Consider the following 20,446-nt stretch of genomic DNA (forward strand, 5'->3'; position numbering starts at 1 on the left):
CATGAAGTTTGCAGTGATTGTTTTTCCAGGTTCTAATTGTGATAGGGATTTGCTTTGGGCAGTCAAAGATATTTTAGGTGAAAATGCTGAGTATGTTCGACATGATGCAGATAGTTTAGAAGGATTCGATGGGGTCTTGATTCCAGGAGGATTTTCATATGGAGATTACCTTAGATGTGGTGCAATTGCTCGTTTCTCTACTATCATTAGTGAAGTGATCCGTTTTGCTGATGAAGGGAAACCAGTTTTTGGAACCTGTAACGGATTTCAAATTTTAACTGAAGCTGGACTGTTACCTGGTACGCTGCTTCGTAATGAGTCACTACACTTTGTTTGTAAAACAATCGCCTTAAAAGTAGAAAATAATCAGACAAACTTTACTTCTGACTATCAAGAAAATGAATTGATTCAATTGCCGATTGCTCATGGAGAAGGAAATTATTATTGTGACGATGAAACGCTTGAGCTGTTAAAAGCCAATCAGCAAATTGTCTTTACTTATGCTGATGAAAATCCCAATGGTAGTTTGGCAAATATAGCTGGAATAACAAATGAAAAAGGGAATGTCTTAGGGATGATGCCACATCCAGAACGAGCAGTCGAAACTTTGTTAGGGTCAGAGGATGGCTTGCGTTTATTTCGGTCAATGGTTAAAAATTATGGGAAGGTTAGGGCAAACGCATGATGAAATTGAAAGAACCAATTCCTCAAGAAATCAAAGACCAGCGAATTTATGCTGAATGGGGTTTGACAGATGAGGAATATCGACTGATTGAAGAAGACATATTAGGCCGTATGCCAAACTATACAGAAACCGGACTATTTTCTGTAATGTGGAGTGAACATTGTTCATATAAAAACTCCAAACCTGTCTTAAGAAAGTTTCCTACAACAGGACCTAGAGTTTTACAAGGTCCAGGAGAAGGCGCAGGAATTGTTGATATTGGTGATGGTCAGGCAGTTGTTTTTAAAGCTGAAAGTCATAATCATCCTTCTGCTATTGAACCTTATGAGGGAGCGGCAACAGGTGTTGGTGGTATTATCCGAGATATTTTTAGTATGGGAGCTAGACCTATCGCTATTTTAGATTCATTACGTTTTGGCGAATTAACGAGTGAACGGACAAAATATTTGTTAGAAGAAGTCGTGGCTGGTATTAGCGGCTACGGTAATTGTATCGGCATTCCTACTGTTGGTGGAGAAGTTTCTTTTGATCCATGTTATGAAGGAAATCCGTTAGTAAATGCAATGTGTGTTGGTTTGATAGAGCATAAAGATATTCAAAAAGGGCAGGCAAAAGGTGTCGGTAATGCAATTATGTATGTTGGCGCGAAAACAGGACGTGACGGCATACATGGAGCAACTTTTGCTTCAGAGGAATTTTTTGAAGGTGAGGAGCAGCAACGCTCAGCTGTCCAAGTAGGTGATCCTTTCATGGAAAAATTATTACTTGAGGCTTGTTTGGAGTTGATTTTAGAGCACTCAGATATCTTAGTAGGAATTCAGGATATGGGAGCAGCTGGTTTGGTTTCTTCTAGTGCAGAAATGGCATCAAAAGCAGGTTCGGGTTTAATTTTAGATTTAGATGATGTGCCACAACGTGAAACAGGGATGACACCTTATGAGATGATGTTGTCTGAATCTCAAGAACGAATGTTGATTTGTGTTGAAAAAGGACATGAAATAGAAGTGATTGAACTTTTTAAAAAGTATGAACTGGATGCTGTAACGATTGGAAAAGTCACGGATGATGGATTGTATCGTTTAAACCATAGAGGTGTAGAAGTAGCTAATTTACCGGTTGATGCCTTGGCGGAAGACGCACCTGTTTATCATAAAGAACGACAAGAACCAGCAAGGATTAAAGAATTTGAAGCCTTAGCGGATTTTCAACCAGAAATAACAGATGCAACGGAAACACTATTAGAATTGTTACAACAACCTACAATTGCTTCTAAAAAAATGATTTATGAAACCTATGATTCTCAGGTACAAACTAATACTGTGGTTTTGCCAGGTAGTGATGCAGCAGTTTTACGTGTTCGTGGAACTCAAAAAGCACTAGCTATGACTACCGATTGTAATGCTCGCTATCTTTATTTAAATCCAGAAATCGGCGGTCAAATTGCAGTAGCAGAGGCTGCTAGAAATATTGTAGCCAGTGGTGGACAACCCTTAGCAATTACGGATTGTTTAAATTATGGGTCGCCAGATAAACCAGAAGTATTTTGGGAACTTTGGACCTCAGCAGATGGGATTGCTAAGGCATGTGAAGTGTTGGAAACGCCAGTGATTTCAGGAAATGTTTCTTTATATAATGAAACGAATAACAACGCGATTTATCCTACCCCAGTAATTGGCATGGTAGGGCTAATAGATAAGTTATCTGATATTACAACGCAAGAGTTTAAAAATACTGGTGATTTGATCTATGTATTAGGAGAAACGAAAGCAGATTTCAATGGCAGTGAATTACAAAAAATGACATTAGGTGTCATTGAAGGGAAACTGATGGATTTTGATTTAGCCATTGAAAAAGAGAACCAACAATTGGTTTTAAACGCAATTAAAGCTGGGATGATAGAAAGTGCTCATGATTGTTCCGAAGGTGGATTAGGTATTGCTTTGGTAGAATCTGCCTTTAAGAATACTTTTGGAATGGATGTTTCAGTAAATATGCCTGTTTCATTACTTTTTTCTGAAACTCAATCTAGATTTGTTCTATCAATCAAGTTAGAAAATCAAGCTAAATTCGAAGAATTAATAGGGAATAAAGCACAATTGATTGGTAAAGTAACGGACACTAAAACAATCAACATTCAAACAAATAATCAAACAGTTTCGGTTTTGACACAAACAGCCAAAGAGTTGTGGGAGGAAGCCATTACATGTCTTATGAAGTAAGAAGTTTAAATGAAGAATGTGGTGTTTTTGGTATTTGGGGCCATCCTGATGCGGCTCGTGTAACCTATTTTGGCTTACACAGTTTACAGCATCGAGGGCAAGAAGGAGCTGGGATCGTCTCTAATAATGCTGGATACTTAAATGGTTATAGAGGCTTAGGGTTACTTTCAGAAGTATTTAAAGATGATCGCTCTTTAACTTCTTTAAAGGGAGATTCTGCTATAGGTCATGTGCGCTACGCAACGGCTGGAAATGGCAGTGTAGACAATATCCAGCCATTTTTATTTAAATTTTATGACGGTGCGTTTGGGTTAGCCCACAATGGTAATTTGACAAATGCTAAAAGTTTGCGAAGAGAATTAGAACAAGACGGAGCGATTTTTCATTCAAACTCTGATACAGAAATTTTGATGCATTTAATTCGACGTAGTAAACAACCGACATTTATAGAACAACTTAAGGAAAGCTTGCGAACAGTCAAAGGCGGTTTTGCCTATTTGCTAATGACAGAAACGGCAATGATTGCGGCTCTTGATCCAAATGCTTTTCGACCATTATCAATTGGCCAAATGAAAAATGGTGCGTATGTAATTGCCAGTGAAACATGTGCATTAGAAGTAATTGGAGCAGTATTTATTCGGGATGTAGCACCTGGAGAAGTAATCATAATCGATGATGCTGGCTACAAAATAGAAAAATATACTGAGGATACGCAATATTCAATTTGTTCAATGGAATATATTTATTTTGCAAGACCAGATTCAAATATAGCTGGTGTAAATGTACATACAGCTCGAAAAAACATGGGGAAAAGACTTGCTGAAGAAGCACCGATTGAAGCAGACATGGTGGTTGGAGTACCAAATTCTTCCCTTTCAGCTGCTAGCGGTTATGCAGAAGCCAGCGGAATTCCTTATGAAATGGGTTTAGTGAAGAATCAATATATCGCTCGAACATTCATTCAGCCTACGCAAGAATTAAGAGAACAAGGTGTTAGAATGAAACTTTCAGCTGTACGTGGTGTGGTAGAAGGAAAACGAGTCATTATGGTAGATGATTCAATTGTTCGCGGCACCACCAGTCGTCGAATTGTTCAATTATTAAAAGATGCTGGTGCAAAAGAAGTTCATGTAAGAATCGCCTCTCCTCCATTAAGGTTTCCGTGTTTTTATGGCATTGATATCCAAACAAGGAAAGAATTGATTGCTGCTAATCATTCAGTTTTTGAAATAGAGCAGATGATTAAAGCAGACTCACTAAATTTTTTAAGTGAACAAGGATTGATTGACGCGATTGGTTTGAAGTATGACGCTCCTTATTCAGGACTTTGTATGGCGTATTTTAATGGTGACTATCCTACACCTTTATATGATTATGAACAAAACTATCAGAAATCTTTGCAAGAAAAAATTAATTTTTCATAATCAAAAGAAGTGGACAAAACAAAAATTTTAGGAGGAACCTTAATGGCAAATGCCTATGCAAAAGCTGGTGTAAATGTCGAGGCTGGTTATGAAGTAGTAGAAAGAATCAAAAAACACGTGAAACAAACAGAACGCATAGGTGTGATGGGCGCACTGGGCGGTTTCGGAGGTTGTTTTGATTTAAGCAAGGTGGAAGTGAAGGAGCCTGTCTTAGTTTCGGGAACAGACGGAGTAGGAACAAAGTTAATGGTCGCTATTCAAGAAAATAAGCACGACACGATTGGGATCGACTGTGTTGCCATGTGTGTCAATGATATCGTTGCACAAGGAGCAGAACCGCTGTATTTTCTAGATTACATTGCTACAGGGAAAAATAACCCTGAACGTTTGGAACAAGTTGTAGCGGGTGTTGCAAAAGGTTGCATTCAAGCTGGCGCTGCATTGATTGGCGGCGAAACTGCTGAAATGCCAGGTATGTATACCCATAATGACTATGATCTTGCAGGATTTGCAGTTGGGATTGCTGAAAAAAGTCAACTGATTACAGGGGATAAAATCAAAGAAGGAGACGTTCTTCTGGGGTTGCCATCTAGCGGGATTCATTCAAATGGCTATTCTCTTGTTCGTAAAATTTTTTTTGAAACACATCAATTCACTGGAATGTCTCAGATTCCAGAATTAAATGAAAAACTTTTAGGGGATGAACTTCTAACGCCGACAAAAATATATGTGAAAGGCATACTGCCGCTAGTAAAACAGGAACTAGTGAACGGGATTGCCCACATTACTGGTGGAGGCTTGGTAGAAAATGTTCCTCGAATGCTGCCTGAGGATCTGTCCGCTGAAATCCATCTTAGAAGCTGGCCGGTGTTGCCGATTTTTACAGCTTTAGAAAAATATGGAGAGATTCCTGCAATGGAAATGTATGAGATTTTCAATATGGGAATTGGTATGATTTTATCTATTTCTCCAGATAAAGTAGAAGATGTTCAAACTGTTTTAAGTGAACTTGATGAACCAAGTTACGTCATTGGCAAAGTAACTACTAATGACAAACAAGCGATTGTTTTTAAAGAGGTGTAAAAATGAGATTAGCAATATTTGCCTCAGGAAATGGTAGTAACTTTCAGGCAATCACTGAAGCGGTGGCCGGTGGAATGATTGATGCACAAATTGTTTTGTTATTTTGTGATAAAAAAGAAGCTTACGTGATTAAAAGAGCTAGATCCATGTTGATTCCAGTTATTTCGTTTTCTCCAAAAGATTTTGAATCCAAATCAATGTATGAAGCAGAAATTCTTCATTTACTGGAGGAAGAACAAGTTGATCTAGTTGTTTTAGCGGGTTACATGAGAATAATCGGTCCGACCTTGTTAGAGGTATTTTCAGGTCGAATTATCAATATTCACCCATCGTTATTACCAGATTTTCCAGGTTTAAATGGGATCAAGGATGCTTTTGAAGGAAATGTGTCTGAAACGGGTGTTACAATCCATTATGTTGATGATGGTGTTGATACAGGACCAATCATAGCGCAGGAAAAAGTAAGGATTGAAAATAATGACACACTGGAGTCTTTAGAAGCAAAAATTCATTCTTTAGAGCATCAATTGTATCCAAATGTCTTGGCAAGACTTATAAAAACTCAGCAGGGAGAGAGCCAACGATGACAAAAAAAAGAGCATTGATTAGTGTTTCAGATAAAACAGGAGTTGTTGCTTTTGCTAAAGGATTACTTGAACTGGGAATTGAAATCATTTCTACTGGGGGCACAAAAGCTGCCCTTGAGGAAGCAGGACTTCCAACGATTTCAATCGAAGAGGTGACCGGTTTTCCAGAGATGATGGACGGTCGGGTCAAAACATTACATCCAAAGATTCACGGTGGTTTACTAGGACGTCGTGATTTAGAGAATCATATAAAAGCGATGGAATCAAACGATATTCAGGCAATTGATTTTGTTTGTGTGAACCTTTATCCGTTTAAGGAAACCATTATAAAACCTAATGTAACCTCAGCTCAAGCAATTGAAAATATTGATATTGGCGGACCCAGCATGCTGAGAAGTGCTGCAAAAAACCATCAATTTGTAACGGTTGTTGTCGATTCGAATGATTATGAAGGCGTGTTAGCTGAACTTCGTGAATCAGGTGAAACGACTTTTGCAACGAGACAACAATTAGCAGCAAAAGTTTTCCGTCATACAGCAGCCTATGACGCATTGATTGCTGAATATATGACAGATTTAGTAGGTGAAAAGGAACCTGAATCCTTGACATTGACCTATGATTTAAAACAAACATTGCGTTATGGCGAAAATAGCCATCAACAAGCAGCCTTTTATCAAGAGGCACTGCCGGTGTCTTTTTCAATTGCCAATGCTAAACAGCTTCATGGCAAAGAATTATCTTACAATAATATCAAAGACGCAGATGCCGCGATTCGAATATCAAGAGAATTTGATCAGCCGGCAGTTGTTGCAGTGAAACATATGAATCCTTGTGGAATCGGTATTGGCGAAACAATCAATGCAGCTTACCACGAAGCTTATATAGCAGATCCCGTTTCTATTTTTGGAGGAATCATTGTTTTAAATCGTGAAGTCGATACCCAAACCGCTAAAAAAATGCATGAATTATTTCTTGAAATTATCATTGCTCCTAACTTTTCTGAGGAAGCATTTGACCTTTTAAGTAGTAAAAAAAATCTTCGGCTGATGACGTTGGATTTCTCTAAGAAAAATCAGGCAATGAAAGACGAAAAAGTTTCTGTTTTAGGCGGGCTGTTGATCCAAGAGCAAGACCTTGCTCAAGAAGAAGCTGAAAATTGGCAAGTAGTAACCAAAAGACAGCCGACTGTTGAGGAATTAAAAGCATTGGAATTTGCGTGGAAAGCAGTCAAACATGTAAAAAGTAATGGAATCGTAGTAGCAAATAGTCATCGAACCCTAGGTATTGGTGCGGGGCAAATGAATCGCGTCGGTTCTGTTCAAATAGCAATTGATCAAGCCGGAACTATGGTAAATGAAGCTGTTTTGGCTAGTGATGCTTTTTTCCCAATGGGAGATAGCGTAGAATATGCTGGAAAACACGGAATCAAAGCAATTGTTCAACCTGGCGGCAGCTTAAAAGATCAAGAATCAATAGAAATGGCAGACAAGTACGGAATTGCCATGGTATTTACTGAAATCAGACACTTTAGACATTAAAAGGAGAATTTGATGGGACTAACTATTTTAGTTATTGGAAGCGGCGGCAGAGAACATGCGATCTGCCAAAAATTAGTTCAAAGCCCCAAAGTAGAAACCGTTTTTTGTGCTAAAGGCAACCCTGGGATGAAAAAGGACGGAATTAAGTTAGTAGATATTGCTGAAGACGATCATCTAGGATTAATTCAATTCGCTAAGGAAAATAAAGTTGATTGGACCTTTGTCGGACCAGAAATACCCCTGCTGAATGGGATTGTTGATGATTTTAACGAAGCCGGACTGTTAGCCTTTGGACCTGTAAAAGCAGCAGCATTTATTGAAGGCTCTAAAGATTTTGCCAAACAAATGATGAATAAGTACAAAATACCAACAGCAGACCATCGAACTTTTTATGATTTTGAAAAAGCAAAAGCTTATGTCCTTAAACAAGGAGCGCCAATCGTTATTAAAGCAGACGGACTAGCAGCTGGAAAAGGGGTAGTTGTTGCTGAAACAGTGGAACAAGCAAATGTGGCTTTAAAAGATATGTTGGAAAATAATAAGTTCGGTTTAAGTGGTGCAAAAGTAGTCATTGAAGAGTTTCTGGTTGGAGAAGAATTTTCTTTATTAGCTTTTGTTCGTAATCAAGAGGTCTATCCGATGGTTATCGCTCAAGACCATAAACGAGCATATGATGACGACTTAGGACCTAACACAGGAGGGATGGGTGCGTATACTCCTGTTCCACAAATTCCTGACGATATGATTAAAGAAGCAATTGAAACCATTTTAAAACCAACGGCCGATGGTATGGTAGCACAAGGCAGAGCTTTTACAGGGATTTTATATGCTGGTTTGATAGCAACGGAAAGTGGCCCAAAAGTAATTGAATTCAACGCCCGTTTCGGTGATCCAGAAACACAAGTTGTATTACAGCGTTTAGAGAGTGATTTTGCGCAGATCATTGATGACTTACTTAGTGGGCAAAAACCAGAGATAAAATGGAAACAGGACGGCTATAGTTTAGGTGTTGTTGTTGCAGCAGATGGCTATCCTGAGAATTATCAAAAAGAGTGGATTATTCCTGAGTTTTCAAATTTAGATAAAGAACATATTTATTATGCTGGTGTGAAAGAGCAGGAGAATAAACTAGTTTCTGATGGTGGCCGTGTGTATCTTGTTGAAGCCAGTGGTAAAACATTAGAAGAAGCACAACGAACGGTTTATAAGTTGCTGAATAAGGTTGAAACTAAAGGAACTTTTTATCGTAAAGATATTGGTTCTAAGGGAATGAACTAAAAAATAATAGATAATTTGTTTTGTCGGATTTATGTAAAAAGAAGAATGAAGAGATTATTCAATCTCTTCTTTTTTATTTATAATGAAATAAAAAGACATCACTAAAAAAAGCCCTTCACACCAACATTCTGTGTGATATAATCATTTATGAAGGGAAGTTGACTAATGAAAAATAAAGAAGAAAAACAGGTATCATTCTCAATAACAGATGTAAAGCAGTCTCCTATGACGATTTTCGAAACGGCTAAAAAATCAAATGCAGGGGTTTATATCTATAATAGACAAAAAATCGCTGGTGTGATGCTGACTGTGGAACAATATGAAGACTTAATAAAGAAAAAATCATTGGAGCAAGGTCAAGATGTGAAGGCGGCACAACTAAATCAAGCGATTCGCCAAAACATTTCTTTTGGTTCACTAATGTCTACTAAAAATTTAGATGAGCAATTGGTTTCCCTAGGATTTATTTCTAAAAAAATTGAGGTAGACAATTACGGTGAGATGATGAATGAGCTAAATGAAACGGGAAAAATAGAATACCAACTTCAGAAAAAAGAAGACCGAACGAATATTTTTGCTGAAGTGATTGGGGAACAAAGTAATCAATCTCATTTATCAGATAAACTAATCGTGAAAAAAATCCACCTTAGAATAGACTAAGTCGTGGCTTAAATAAAAATGACTGGTAGAAAGAGCCGCATGCGCGTTGCACTCTTCTACCAGTCATTAACTTTACTGCTCGTTTAAATCCAAATAGCGTTCTAGATAATCAGCTAAACCATCTTCATCATTGGTCTTTGCAGTGATATCATTAGCTACAGATTTTATTTGTTCTGTCGCATTTTTCATAGCCACACCCCAACCAACATAATCCAACATTTCTTCATCATTGTGTTCGTCACCAAAGGCAATGATATCTGAACGTTTTATGTTTAGGTAGTTAGCCACTTGTTCTACGCCTTTTGCTTTTTGAATCCCTTTTGAGACGATTTCCAAAATGGGGGTTGGTCCGCCCCATGTTCTAACGTCTACATAATCTCCGTATTGCTTCATTAAAGAGTCAGAAACTTGTTTTGCTTGATCCTTTGAGGTACGCACCATCATTGATGTAGGATCAGCAACTAAGTTTTTAGTAGTCAACAGATTGTTTGGTGTTGCTTCTGAGGCGAAAAAGGTCGAATCAAAGTACTCTAAACTGTCGATAAAAAAAGTTTCTTTATTTTCTGCAGCGACAAAATCAAGATTCAATGCTTTTTTTTGTGCTAAAATATCAAAAACTAAATCTCTTTGAATGCCAGTTTCTTTCTCGTCTGCCCATTGTTTTTCAGGCATATGAACAAGAGCCCCGTTAAAGTTAACCATAGGTGTTGCTAAACCTAACTGACGATAGAATTGTCCACTCATACGGTAAGGTCGGCCAGTAACGATACTGATATAGTGACCATGTTTCATGGCTTTTTTTAGGGCATTTTCGGTTGTTTTGCTAATTAATGACTGCGCATTCAACGTTGTACCATCTAAATCTATTGCGATTAATTTTTTCAAAGTCATTCCTCCCAGAAGATTTCCTTCCATTAGTCTAGCATAAAATAGTAGAATGACAAGTTTTCAAGAAAATTTTTGAAAAAATTTACTTTATGATACACTGGATAAAAAGGTGGTGTGAAAGTTGAGTCAAATGTATCGTTGGTCAATCCGAATAATAACGTTTGTTTATTGTATTTTTATGATATTTTTTGCTGAGAAGTATCATTTTATGGCTTTGAATGTTTTTTTGGCCTATATTCCTATTGAGATTAGTTTTCATTACAGAAGAGTAAATAAAAAACTATTTTTTTTATTAGGTAGCCTGTGGTTATTATTTTATCCTAATGCGCCATACCTATTTACTGATTTTTTTCATTTAGAAAATTTGTCCATTTATCAGGGGATGAATCAGTTGTTTAATCAGTCGTTGTCTGATTGGCTTTCATTCAGTTTACTGACAGCAGGGATTTGTGTATATGGTTTGTTAGGAATGACGACCTTATTTACGACTCTTAAGGAATGTTATTGGACAGGAATAATTGATAAAAAGTGGCAGGGAATTTTATTTGTTTTAATCGTTAATTTACTTTCAAGTCTAGCTATTTTTGTCGGACGTTTTGATCGTTTACATAGTGTACATTTATTTACAAGACCTATCGAAACGCTAAAAACTATTTTTCTTGATTGGTCGGTGACAAAAGGCATCTTTATTATGTTATTTACAGGACTGCAACTTGCTTTATTACTTACTATATTTTTTATAAAAAAGTCCGATTCAATAAATAATGGAGAGAAGCTGTATTGACAGCCTGTTAGGAAATTGTTACTCTGTTGGTAAGTGTGTTTGGAAATAAAAGAAGGGGAGTTTTATGAAGATGAAAAAATGGGAAAGCGCTTTATTGACTATGCTATTCACTATCGGGGGAATTAGTGGAGCATTTGTTGGGTCTAATAACATTGTTAATGGACAAACAGTTGATGGGACAGAAATTAATAATACATCAGCGCAACAAAAAATCACAAAAGAACAATCACAAGATGGAATGATACCATTTCAGATTTTAGGAATCAATGACTTTCACGGTGCGTTGAATACCAATGGATCTTTCTTTGATGATCAAGGAATAAAAATAGCAAATGCGGGAACAGCTCCTTTGCTGGCAGGATATTTGAATCAAGCGCAAGAAAGATTTACATCAGCTAACCAAGGTGCTCAAACGCTACGTGTACATGCGGGAGATATGGTTGGAGCAAGCCCTGCAAGTTCAGGATTGCTTCAAGATGAGCCGACAATCAAGATCTTAAATCAGATGGATTTTTCTGTCGGAACATTAGGAAACCACGAATTCGATGAAGGCCTTGGAGAATTTAATCGAATCATGACTGGTGGAACGCCTTTAGAAGATCCATATGGTATTTTAAAGAACTATCCAAGAGAAGCGTCAAAAACTGAGATTGTGATTGGAAATGTTGTTAAAAAAGGAACTGAAGAAATTCCTTTTAACTGGAAACCATATACAATTAAAGAGGTAGGAACGGGAACAAATAAAGTTAAAGTTGGTTTTATTGGTGTTGTTACAGCTGAAATACCAAATTTAGTCTTAAAAGAACATTATGAAGCCTACGACTTTTTAGATGAGGCAGAAACGATTGCTTATTACTCTAGTAAGTTGAAAGAACAAAAAGTGAACGCAATAGTTGTTTTAGCCCATGTTCCTGCAACTAGTAAAGAAAATAAAGTTAATGGAGAAGCGGCTGACATTATCAATAAAGTGAACGAACTATATCCTGACAATAGTGTAGATGCTTTTTTTGCAGCTCATAATCATCAATATACAAATGGTGTGGTGAGCAAAACACGAGTTGTTCAGTCAACATCACAAGGAAAAGGTTATATTGATTTACAAGGAACCCTAGATCCAAAAACAAAAGATTTTGTAGATACACCGACAGCCAAAGTATTACCAGTTGATCCAGCTGGTAAAGACGTACCAAAAATTGATGAAAAAGTTGGAGCAACTGTAGCAGATGCGCAACAACGTGTGGAAACTGTCACCAATAAGAAAATTGGAACGGCAAAAGAAAACGGTGCAATTACTCGAGAAGTGAATGAATCAAAAGAATCACCTCTTGGGAACCTAATCACTGACGGTCAAGTTGCTATGGCAAAAGCGAAGGGGATTGAAGCTGATTTTGCTATGACTAACAACGGCGGAATCCGTTCAGACTTAGCGGTTGGCGAAAATCGTGAGATCACTTGGGGGGCAGCTCAAGCTGTTCAGCCATTTGGAAATATTATGCAAGTCGTGGAAATGACTGGTGCACAAGTTCATCAAGTTTTAAATGAGCAATATGACGAAGAAGGGCGCTACTTTTTACAAATTTCTGGTTTGGCCTATTCATATGTAGAAACTGGAGATCCAAATCAACCCTTTACAGTCAGTGAAATGCATAAAGCAGACGGCACACCAATTCAAGCGGATCAAACATACCTTGTCGTGATTAATGACTTTTTATTTGGCGGAGGCGATGGTTTTTCTGGTTTTACTGGATCAAAACTAGTAAACGCGATTCAGCCAGATACAGAAACATTTATAAGTTATATTGAAAGTAAAGAAGCAGCTGGAGAATTAATTTCTGCATCCATCGAAGGTCGTAAGAAATTAGCTGCTCCAATTGATCCAGAGAACCCTGCAACAAATGATGCTGAAGAAAAAATCAAAAAGGCGACGATATTTGATCCTTTATATGAAGATGATGAATTATTGAGAGGCGTAACGTTGCCAAACGCATCAATCATTCTGTACGATGGAGAAATCCCTCAAACCCAAGCAAGAACGGCAGAACTGCCAGATGGAGATCTAGTGGGACAGGCTGATTCTGAAGGGCGTATCAAAATCAATGTTACATCATTAAAACTTCAAGGGAAAAAGAAATTAACCGCTGTAGTTTTGGATGAAGAAAAAAATAAAGTGATTTTTCCAATAGAAATCTTAGCTAAAAAAGAAGTCGTTATTGATCCAATAAATTCACAAGTACTTCCACAAACCACCTCTGCAAAAGAACTACCGAAAACAGGTGAGCGACAAATGACTGTATCAGTAGTGATAGGATTGATGTCTATTAGTACAAGTTTTATCTTGTATTTAAAGAGAAGAGTTTAAAAAAGAAGTATAAAGCCTAACAGTTGATTATTTAATCAACTGTTAGGCTTTTTTGAACATTAAAAGTAAATAAGTACCATAGTTAAAAATTATAAACAAGAATGGCTAAATAAGCAGTTGAATGATTTTCAAAAATAGAAACAGTAAAACACGAACGTTAAAAAGAAATTGAACCATAAAAGTTAATAATTTGTTGAAAAGGAGAATGGTCTAACTTATACTTTAAAAGTATTCATCAGGAAACAGGAACATGCACTTATTATTTGGAGTCAACTTAGTAAATCACCCTGATGAAATTTTTTAGTATAGAGGAGAGAAACAAAGTCATGGAAAAGTTTTTCAGATTAAAGGAAAACAAAACAACGATTTCAACTGAAATGATGGCAGGAGTAACGACGTTTTTTGCGATGAGTTATATTTTATTCGTAAACCCGTCGATCTTATCTCAAACAGGAATGCCATTTCAAGCAGTATTTTTAGCAACGATCATTGCTTCAATTATTGGTACATTGATTATGGGTCTTTTTGCGAATGTACCATACGCACAAGCTCCAGGAATGGGTTTAAATGCGTTTTTCACCTTTACAGTCGTTTTTGGTTTAGGATATACATGGCAACAAGCGTTAGCAATGGTTTTCATTTGTGGGTTGATCAACGTTTTAATTACGGTAACTAAAATTCGCAAATTGATCATTAAGGCAATTCCAGAAAGTATGCAGCATGCGATTGGCGGCGGTATTGGAATTTTTGTGGCATATGTAGGAATTAAAAATGCAAAATTATTGGATTTCACTGTACAAAAAGAACCAACGAAAGGTGTCGTGAATGGAGATAGCATCGTTCCAGCATTAGGGAATTTCAATAATCCTGAAATTATATTAGCAATTATTGGTTTAGTTTTAATGACTATTTTGGTGGTTTTAAATGTTCGCGGAGCGATTTTAATTGGTATCTTAGCAACAACGATTATCGCAATCCCGATGGGGGTAGTTGATTTATCTGCTATTGATTGGCAAGCGAATTCTCTAGGAAATTCTATTAGTGAATTAGGCACAACATTTGGTGCGGCATTTGGTCCTGATGGTATGCAAACATTGTTTAGTGATGTATCAAAAATTCCTCAAGTGTTAATGACAGTCATTGCATTTAGCTTATCAGATACGTTTGATACGATTGGCACATTTATTGGAACAGGACGTCGGACTGGGATTTTCTCTAAGGAAGATGAATTGGCGTTGGAAGACAGCAAAGGATTTTCTACAAAAATGGATAAAGCGTTGTTTGCAGATGCAATTGCAACATCAATTGGCGCTGTTGTTGGGACATCAAATACAACAACGTATGTTGAAAGTGCGGCAGGTATTGGTGCTGGGGGACGTACTGGTTTGACCTCTGTTGTTGTTGCAGGATTGTTTGCATTAAGCAGTTTGTTCTCACCGCTAATTGCAATTGTACCAGCACAAGCCACTGCGCCAGCGTTAATTTTAGTTGGTGTAATGATGTTAGCTTCATTCAAAGATATTGAGTGGACTGATTTAGAGGAAGCAGTTCCAGCGTTTTTTGCATCGATCTTTATGGGATTATGTTACAGTATTTCATACGGAATTGCCGCAGGATTTATTTTTTACGCGATTGTTAAAGTTGCAAAAGGTAAATTCAAAGAAGTTTCCCCAATTCTTTGGATTGTTAATGCGTTGTTTATATTGAATTTTATTATTTTAGCCATTCTATAATTTATGTTTGGTAAAGCTTAGCTGTCTTTTTGATAGTTAAGCTTTTTTATTATGCTCACAGAAAGATTTTTTGAGAAATTTGGAGTATAGTTAATAGTGAAGAACTTGTGAGGTGTGCATTAAGATGAAAATTAATTGGAAAAAGAATTTAATGGTTGCTTGGCTAGGGTGTTTTTTCACTGGGGCTAGTATTAGTTTAGTCATGCCATTTATTCCTGTTTATGTTGAGCAGTTAGGGACACCAAAGAGTCAAGTTGCTCTTTTTTCGGGACTTGCGATATCTGTTACAGCCTTTGCCGCTGCAATTGTTGCACCTGTTTGGGGCAATTTAGCCGATAGAAAAGGGCGTAAATTAATGATGATTCGGGCAGCTGCCGGAATGACTATCACGATGGGGTCATTGGCCTTTGTACCGAATGTCTATTGGTTATTGATTATGCGATTTTTTAATGGGATTCTGTCTGGCTATATACCCAATGCTACGGCAATGATTGCATCACAAGCACCTAAAGAAAAAAGTGGCTGGGCTCTAGGAACTCTCTCAACAGGAGCGATTGCAGGAACATTAATTGGTCCATCCTTTGGTGGTGCTTTAGCGCAGTGGTTTGGTATGGAAAATGTGTTTATCATCACTGGCTTTGTGTTATTAATTACTACGCTATTAACAATTTTTATGGTCAAAGAAGATTTTCAACCAGTTGAAAAGAAAGACCTATTAAGTACAAAAGAAATATTTTCAAAAATGGATCATGTGTCGATTTTGATTGGTTTGTTCATCACAACATTGATTTTGCAAATCGGTGTGACAAGTATTAGTCCAATTTTGACGCTATATATTCGTTCGTTGAGTCACGACACAGGGAATATTTTATTTATTAGTGGATTGATTGTTTCTGTGGCAGGAGTGTCAGCGGTAATTTCTTCACCGATTTTAGGAAAACTAGGGGACAAGATAGGAAATCATAAAGTTTTATTAGCTGGATTGATACTATCAATGATTTGTTATATTCCTATGGCTTTTGTTACGTCACCTTTTCAATTAGGGCTGTTGCGCTTTTTCTTAGGTTTTTCTACGGGGGCTTTGATGCCTTCAATTAATACATTAATTAGTAAAATAACGCCGTCTGAAGGGGTAAGCCGGATTTATAGCTATAATCAAATGTCCAGTAACTTCGGCCAAGTTTTAGGTCCTATGGTTGGTTCTACTGTGGCTCATGGTATGGGATATAGTGCGGTATTTATTGTAACAGCGTGTTTTGTTTTAGGGAATATCTGTCTGTCTTTGTTTAATTTTCGAAAAATTTTAAATAAAAGACTCTAAACAGTTGAAAACATAAAAAAACCAGTTACAATGTTTGTAGTAACTGGTTTTTTTATACTAGTGATTTACACGAGTTAATAATTGAAAGAACGTTGAATCTTATTGAAGACGTGTGTTTTCTTTTTTTGGTAATGCGAATTGACCAATCAATATGATAATTACACCCGTAACCAATGATATAATTGTTGTCAACATAAAATCATAGGTACCACCATTTAAAGCACCGCCGATGTAGCCAACTACTTGACCTAGTAAAAAGGACCACAATAATAGAAGAATGTAACGCATAGATTGCACCTCTTTTCTAGTTTTAGTTTAGCACAATTTTTTTAAATGTAAAGAAATTCACAGATACATTTTTGATTTGAAATTAACACAAAAATTGGTGGATCAGAAGGAACTCCTTTGGAAATAATTACTTCTGTTCCAACTCATATAAAAAGGAGATGTCGTATGCCCTTTCCACAATTATATACAATCACTTCCTATTCATTGCTTTCCAGTACCTTACGTATTCAGGAATTAGTGCAACAAGCCAAAACATTGGGTTATAAAACTTTAGGCATCACAGATATCAATGTTTTACACGGAGCAGTCGAATTTTTTGAAGCCTGTAATAAAGAAGAAATTAAACCAATCATTGGTTTAACATTAGAATATACACCTCAAAAATCCGAACAGTCTGCTCAACTGTTGTTATATGCAAAAGATCTAGAAGGGTATCAAAACTTGATGCGGATCTCCACCGCAAAGATGAATAGTGAAAAAGTTTTTTATTTAGATGAAATCAAAGATTATTTGAAACACCTCTTTGCTGTAATGCCTTCTGATAAAGGCGAAGTTATGTTTGCTTTGAAAAGAAGTGAAGAGGAAGCGATAGAAAGCTTGGCTCAATTAGTGCATCTTTTTGATGAAAATTCTTTCTATGTAGGAGCATCATTTACAAGTAATCAAGAAACGGATCCAGAACTTTTCCAATTTTACGAAGCAAAGCAACAGCAATTACTTGCTTTGCAGGAAACACGTTACTTAAATCGAGAAGATGGTTTTGCACTAAAGGTATTAGCACATATCAATGAAGGGCAGCAGATGACTTTAAATGCAGGTGATACTGAAATTGAAGGACCTTTTTATCTAAGGAATCAAGCAGAAGTCGTAGCACAATTACGTGCAAAAATTGGTGAACAAGCCATTCGCAATGCAGAAATACTTGCTGATTCTTGTTCTTTAGAAATTCCTTTACATCAAAAATTATTGCCGCATTACCCCATTCCAGAGGGAAAACAAGCTGGAACATTCTTGAAAGAGTTATGTTTGCAAAAATTACCTGAACGTATAGAAAATCCTTCACCAGATTATGAAGAACGTTTAGCAAAAGAGCTGAGTATTATTCATACGATGGGATTTGATGATTACTTTTTAATTGTCTGGGACGTGATGGCTTTTGCTCATGAACGGAAAATTGTTACAGGTGCAGGACGAGGTTCTGCTGCAGGTTCTTTGGTTTCATATGTTTTATCCATCACTGATGTTGATCCAATCAAATATGATTTGCTTTTTGAACGTTTCTTAAACCCTGAAAGACATTCGATGCCGGATATAGATTTAGACATTCCAGATAATCGTCGAGAAGAAGTGCTACAATATGTTCGAGAAAAATATGGACACTACCATATGGCTCAAATTGCCACTTTCGGCACAATGGCAGCAAAAATGGTTTTAAGAGACGTAGCGAGAGTTTTTGGACTATCTCAAAGTGAATCGAACCGATGGTCAAATGCGGTTCCCAGTGCCTTGAAAATGACATTGAAAACAGCCTATGCAGATTCTAAAAATTTAGTAGAGTTAGTGAATTCTTCTGATACAAACCGTTTGTTATACGATACAGCAGTTCGCTTAGAAGGCCTGCCTCGACATGTATCAACACATGCTGCTGGAGTGGTGATTAGTGACCAGAATCTTTTAGATTTAGTTCCGTTACAGCCTGGATCCAACGATATTTTCCTTACACAGTTCACAATGAATGATGTTGAAAAAATCGGATTACTAAAGATGGATTTTTTAGGTTTGCGAAATTTATCCATCATTGATGACACTATTAAATCTATTAAACGTGTCTATAAAAAAGAGCTGGTTTTAAACCAAATCCCATTAAATGATGAAAAAACCTTAGCTTTGTTTAGAAAAGGCGAAACAAGTGGTGTTTTCCAATTTGAATCAGCTGGGATTAGAAATGTTTTAAGGAAACTTGGACCAACCAGTATTGAAGATATAGCTGCTGTTAATGCACTTTATCGACCAGGTCCAATGCAGAATATTGATCTATTTATCCGTAGAAAAAAAGGACAAGAAGCAATCGATTATCCAGATGCTATTTTGGAGCCGATATTGAAAAATACCTATGGCATCATTGTTTATCAAGAACAAATCATCCAAGTGGCTTCTAAAATGGCAGGATTTAGCTTGGGACAAGCGGATATCTTGCGGCGTGCCGTTAGTAAAAAGAAAAAAGATGTACTGGATGAAGAAAGAAAACACTTTGTTGACGGAGCAATGAAACAAGGTCATAGTAAAGAAGTCGCAACAACGATCTATGATTATATTGAACGGTTTGCTAATTATGGATTTAACCGATCACATGCTTTTGCTTATTCATTTATCGGGTTTCAAATGGCATATTTAAAAGTACATTTCCCAGGTGCATTCTACGCATCCATTCTACATTCAGTCAGACATAACCCAAATAAAATTAAAGAATATATAGGTGAAGCACGTAAAAATAAAATGGCTATTTTACAACCGTCGATTAATACCAGTCAGTATAGTTTTCACTTAAATAATAACGATCAAATTATGTTTGGTTTTAGCTCTTTGAAAGGAATTCGCAGAGATTTCATCCAAAATATCTTAGATGAACGCAAAGAACGAGGGCCGTTTCAAACATTTGATCAATTTTTGTTACGTATCGATCGTAAGTGGTTAAAAGCTGAAAATATTCAGCCGTTAATTGCAATTGGTGCTTTCGATGAATTGCAGGCGAATCGTCGACAATTAGCGGTTAGTTTAGACAGTGAAATTCAAAATATTATTTATAGCGGCGGCAGTATGAACCTTCTTGAAGATACGCTGAAGCTTAAAGAAGTTGAAGTGGCTGATTATACTTTAGAAGAAAAATTAGAACAAGAAGAACAATATTTAGGTGTCTATTTGTCTGGACATCCGACAGAAGAGTTCAAAAAAACACGATTAGCTAAGCAAGTAATGTTAGTCAGTGATGTGGTGGAAAATCAAACTGCTAGATTATTGATTTATGTGAAAGATATTCGAGTAATTCGTACGAAAAAAGGGGAGCAAATGGCTTTTGTAGAAGGTGATGATTTAACAGGCTCACTTTCATTGACCCTCTTTCCAACTGTTTTTAGGACACTTCGTCAAACCGTTGAAAAAAATCAAGTATACTATGTAGAAGGAAAAATTGAAAAAAGTAATTATAATCAAGAACTTCAACTATTAGTAAACCAAATTGAAAAAGCAAGCGATATCGAAGAGAATATTAGTGCAACAACGTGCTATTTAAAAATCGTTGAAGAAAAAGACCAAAAAGATATCTTGCAAAGTGTTCATGGCGTGATTCAAAAATACAAAGGCAATACACCAGTAATTATGTATTTTGAAAAAAACGGAAAAAAATTAGTTCTTGGAGAAGAAAATTGGTTGGCGGATACAGTCACTGTAAAAGAACAATTGGAGACAATTTTAGGCATGGAAAATGTTGTTTTCAAATGATTTACGGTAAAAAATACTAATTGTTTTCATCTTTTTCAATTTTTTCTTCTTAAATCAAGACATTTTGCACTATTAATGGTAAAATGAGTGACGTAATATTT

The 20,446-nt window shown here is 36.7% G+C and carries 15 protein-coding genes; 13 read left to right on the top strand and 2 right to left on the bottom strand.

Translation table 11 applies throughout. The features are described from left to right. Position 1: 1 nt before the first annotated feature. The 8 genes from purQ (at position 2) to AC4BB2_RS05830 (ending at position 9,474) form a co-directional block, all read left to right on the top strand. Positions 2 to 685: a phosphoribosylformylglycinamidine synthase subunit PurQ gene (gene purQ / locus AC4BB2_RS05795; RefSeq protein WP_490474481.1), complete on the top strand. Its 684-nt coding sequence runs from the start codon at positions 2 to 4 to the stop codon at positions 683 to 685. Continuing rightward, entirely contained in the window at positions 682 to 2,904 is a 2,223-nt protein-coding gene (purL, locus tag AC4BB2_RS05800; protein ID WP_490474482.1) for a phosphoribosylformylglycinamidine synthase subunit PurL, read from the top strand. The genes purQ and purL overlap by 4 nt, the downstream gene beginning before the upstream one ends. Further along, positions 2,889 to 4,328, top strand: coding sequence for an amidophosphoribosyltransferase (gene purF / locus AC4BB2_RS05805; RefSeq protein ID WP_490474483.1), 1,440 nt, complete (start codon positions 2,889 to 2,891; stop codon positions 4,326 to 4,328). Before purL ends, purF begins: the two co-directional genes overlap by 16 nt. 42 nt (positions 4,329 to 4,370) lie before the next feature. Next, the gene (purM, locus tag AC4BB2_RS05810; RefSeq protein ID WP_490474484.1) at positions 4,371 to 5,411 is read left to right on the top strand and encodes a phosphoribosylformylglycinamidine cyclo-ligase; all 1,041 of its coding nucleotides are present in this window, start codon (positions 4,371 to 4,373) and stop codon (positions 5,409 to 5,411) included. A 2-nt stretch (positions 5,412 to 5,413) separates the two neighbouring features. Further along, a complete protein-coding gene (gene purN, locus AC4BB2_RS05815) occupies positions 5,414 to 5,998 on the top strand; it encodes a phosphoribosylglycinamide formyltransferase (RefSeq protein ID WP_490474485.1) in 585 nt (194 codons plus the stop codon). Continuing rightward, on the top strand, positions 5,995 to 7,536 hold the full coding sequence (gene purH, locus AC4BB2_RS05820) for a bifunctional phosphoribosylaminoimidazolecarboxamide formyltransferase/IMP cyclohydrolase (protein WP_490474486.1): 1,542 nt from the start codon (positions 5,995 to 5,997) through the stop codon (positions 7,534 to 7,536). The genes purN and purH overlap by 4 nt, the downstream gene beginning before the upstream one ends. 12 nt (positions 7,537 to 7,548) lie before the next feature. Further along, positions 7,549 to 8,814, top strand: a complete 1,266-nt coding sequence (purD, locus tag AC4BB2_RS05825; protein ID WP_490474487.1) for a phosphoribosylamine--glycine ligase — start codon at positions 7,549 to 7,551, stop codon at positions 8,812 to 8,814. 165 nt (positions 8,815 to 8,979) lie between these two features. Further along, the gene (locus AC4BB2_RS05830; protein WP_490474488.1) at positions 8,980 to 9,474 is read left to right on the top strand and encodes a type II toxin-antitoxin system Phd/YefM family antitoxin; all 495 of its coding nucleotides are present in this window, start codon (positions 8,980 to 8,982) and stop codon (positions 9,472 to 9,474) included. 72 nt (positions 9,475 to 9,546) lie between these two features. Here AC4BB2_RS05830 and AC4BB2_RS05835 read toward each other — a convergent pair whose 3' ends face one another. Further along, positions 9,547 to 10,359: a Cof-type HAD-IIB family hydrolase gene (locus AC4BB2_RS05835; RefSeq protein ID WP_490474489.1), complete on the bottom strand. Its 813-nt coding sequence runs from the start codon at positions 10,357 to 10,359 to the stop codon at positions 9,547 to 9,549. A 181-nt stretch (positions 10,360 to 10,540) separates the two neighbouring features. Here AC4BB2_RS05835 and AC4BB2_RS05840 point away from each other — a divergent pair, with 181 nt between their 5' ends. The 4 genes from AC4BB2_RS05840 to AC4BB2_RS05855 all read left to right on the top strand — a co-directional run bounded on the left by AC4BB2_RS05840 (position 10,541) and on the right by AC4BB2_RS05855 (position 16,559). Then, entirely contained in the window at positions 10,541 to 11,146 is a 606-nt protein-coding gene (locus AC4BB2_RS05840; RefSeq protein WP_490474671.1) for a DUF1361 domain-containing protein, read from the top strand. A gap of 70 nt (positions 11,147 to 11,216) precedes the next feature. Beyond that, complete coding sequence (locus AC4BB2_RS05845; protein WP_490474672.1) at positions 11,217 to 13,505, top strand: 5'-nucleotidase C-terminal domain-containing protein; 2,289 nt, start codon at positions 11,217 to 11,219, stop codon at positions 13,503 to 13,505. Between the two features lie 326 nt (positions 13,506 to 13,831). Beyond that, positions 13,832 to 15,238: an NCS2 family permease gene (locus AC4BB2_RS05850; protein ID WP_490474490.1), complete on the top strand. Its 1,407-nt coding sequence runs from the start codon at positions 13,832 to 13,834 to the stop codon at positions 15,236 to 15,238. A gap of 124 nt (positions 15,239 to 15,362) precedes the next feature. After that, on the top strand, positions 15,363 to 16,559 hold the full coding sequence (locus tag AC4BB2_RS05855) for a multidrug efflux MFS transporter (protein ID WP_490474491.1): 1,197 nt from the start codon (positions 15,363 to 15,365) through the stop codon (positions 16,557 to 16,559). Positions 16,560 to 16,658: 99 nt separating this feature from the next. Here AC4BB2_RS05855 and AC4BB2_RS05860 read toward each other — a convergent pair whose 3' ends face one another. Beyond that, a complete protein-coding gene (locus AC4BB2_RS05860) occupies positions 16,659 to 16,847 on the bottom strand; it encodes a YjzD family protein (protein ID WP_490474492.1) in 189 nt (62 codons plus the stop codon). A gap of 165 nt (positions 16,848 to 17,012) precedes the next feature. Here AC4BB2_RS05860 and dnaE point away from each other — a divergent pair, with 165 nt between their 5' ends. Beyond that, positions 17,013 to 20,345, top strand: a complete 3,333-nt coding sequence (dnaE, locus tag AC4BB2_RS05865; protein ID WP_490474493.1) for a DNA polymerase III subunit alpha — start codon at positions 17,013 to 17,015, stop codon at positions 20,343 to 20,345. Positions 20,346 to 20,446: the final 101 nt, after the last annotated feature.

The organism is Enterococcus sp. AAFC-DPL-5146 (assembly GCF_058216635.1).

Coding starts and splice junctions, on each gene's coding strand:
- purF (WP_490474483.1), top strand. CDS start 2,889: ATGTCTTATGAAGTAAGAAGTTTAAATGAAGAATGTGGTGTTTTTGGT.
- purN (WP_490474485.1), top strand. CDS start 5,414: ATGAGATTAGCAATATTTGCCTCAGGAAATGGTAGTAACTTTCAGGCA.
- AC4BB2_RS05845 (WP_490474672.1), top strand. CDS start 11,217: ATGAAAAAATGGGAAAGCGCTTTATTGACTATGCTATTCACTATCGGG.
- AC4BB2_RS05840 (WP_490474671.1), top strand. CDS start 10,541: ATGATATTTTTTGCTGAGAAGTATCATTTTATGGCTTTGAATGTTTTT.
- purM (WP_490474484.1), top strand. CDS start 4,371: ATGGCAAATGCCTATGCAAAAGCTGGTGTAAATGTCGAGGCTGGTTAT.
- AC4BB2_RS05850 (WP_490474490.1), top strand. CDS start 13,832: ATGGAAAAGTTTTTCAGATTAAAGGAAAACAAAACAACGATTTCAACT.
- purQ (WP_490474481.1), top strand. CDS start 2: ATGAAGTTTGCAGTGATTGTTTTTCCAGGTTCTAATTGTGATAGGGAT.
- purH (WP_490474486.1), top strand. CDS start 5,995: ATGACAAAAAAAAGAGCATTGATTAGTGTTTCAGATAAAACAGGAGTT.
- purD (WP_490474487.1), top strand. CDS start 7,549: ATGGGACTAACTATTTTAGTTATTGGAAGCGGCGGCAGAGAACATGCG.
- AC4BB2_RS05855 (WP_490474491.1), top strand. CDS start 15,363: ATGAAAATTAATTGGAAAAAGAATTTAATGGTTGCTTGGCTAGGGTGT.
- purL (WP_490474482.1), top strand. CDS start 682: ATGATGAAATTGAAAGAACCAATTCCTCAAGAAATCAAAGACCAGCGA.
- AC4BB2_RS05830 (WP_490474488.1), top strand. CDS start 8,980: ATGAAAAATAAAGAAGAAAAACAGGTATCATTCTCAATAACAGATGTA.
- AC4BB2_RS05860 (WP_490474492.1), bottom strand. CDS start 16,847: ATGCGTTACATTCTTCTATTATTGTGGTCCTTTTTACTAGGTCAAGTA.
- dnaE (WP_490474493.1), top strand. CDS start 17,013: ATGCCCTTTCCACAATTATATACAATCACTTCCTATTCATTGCTTTCC.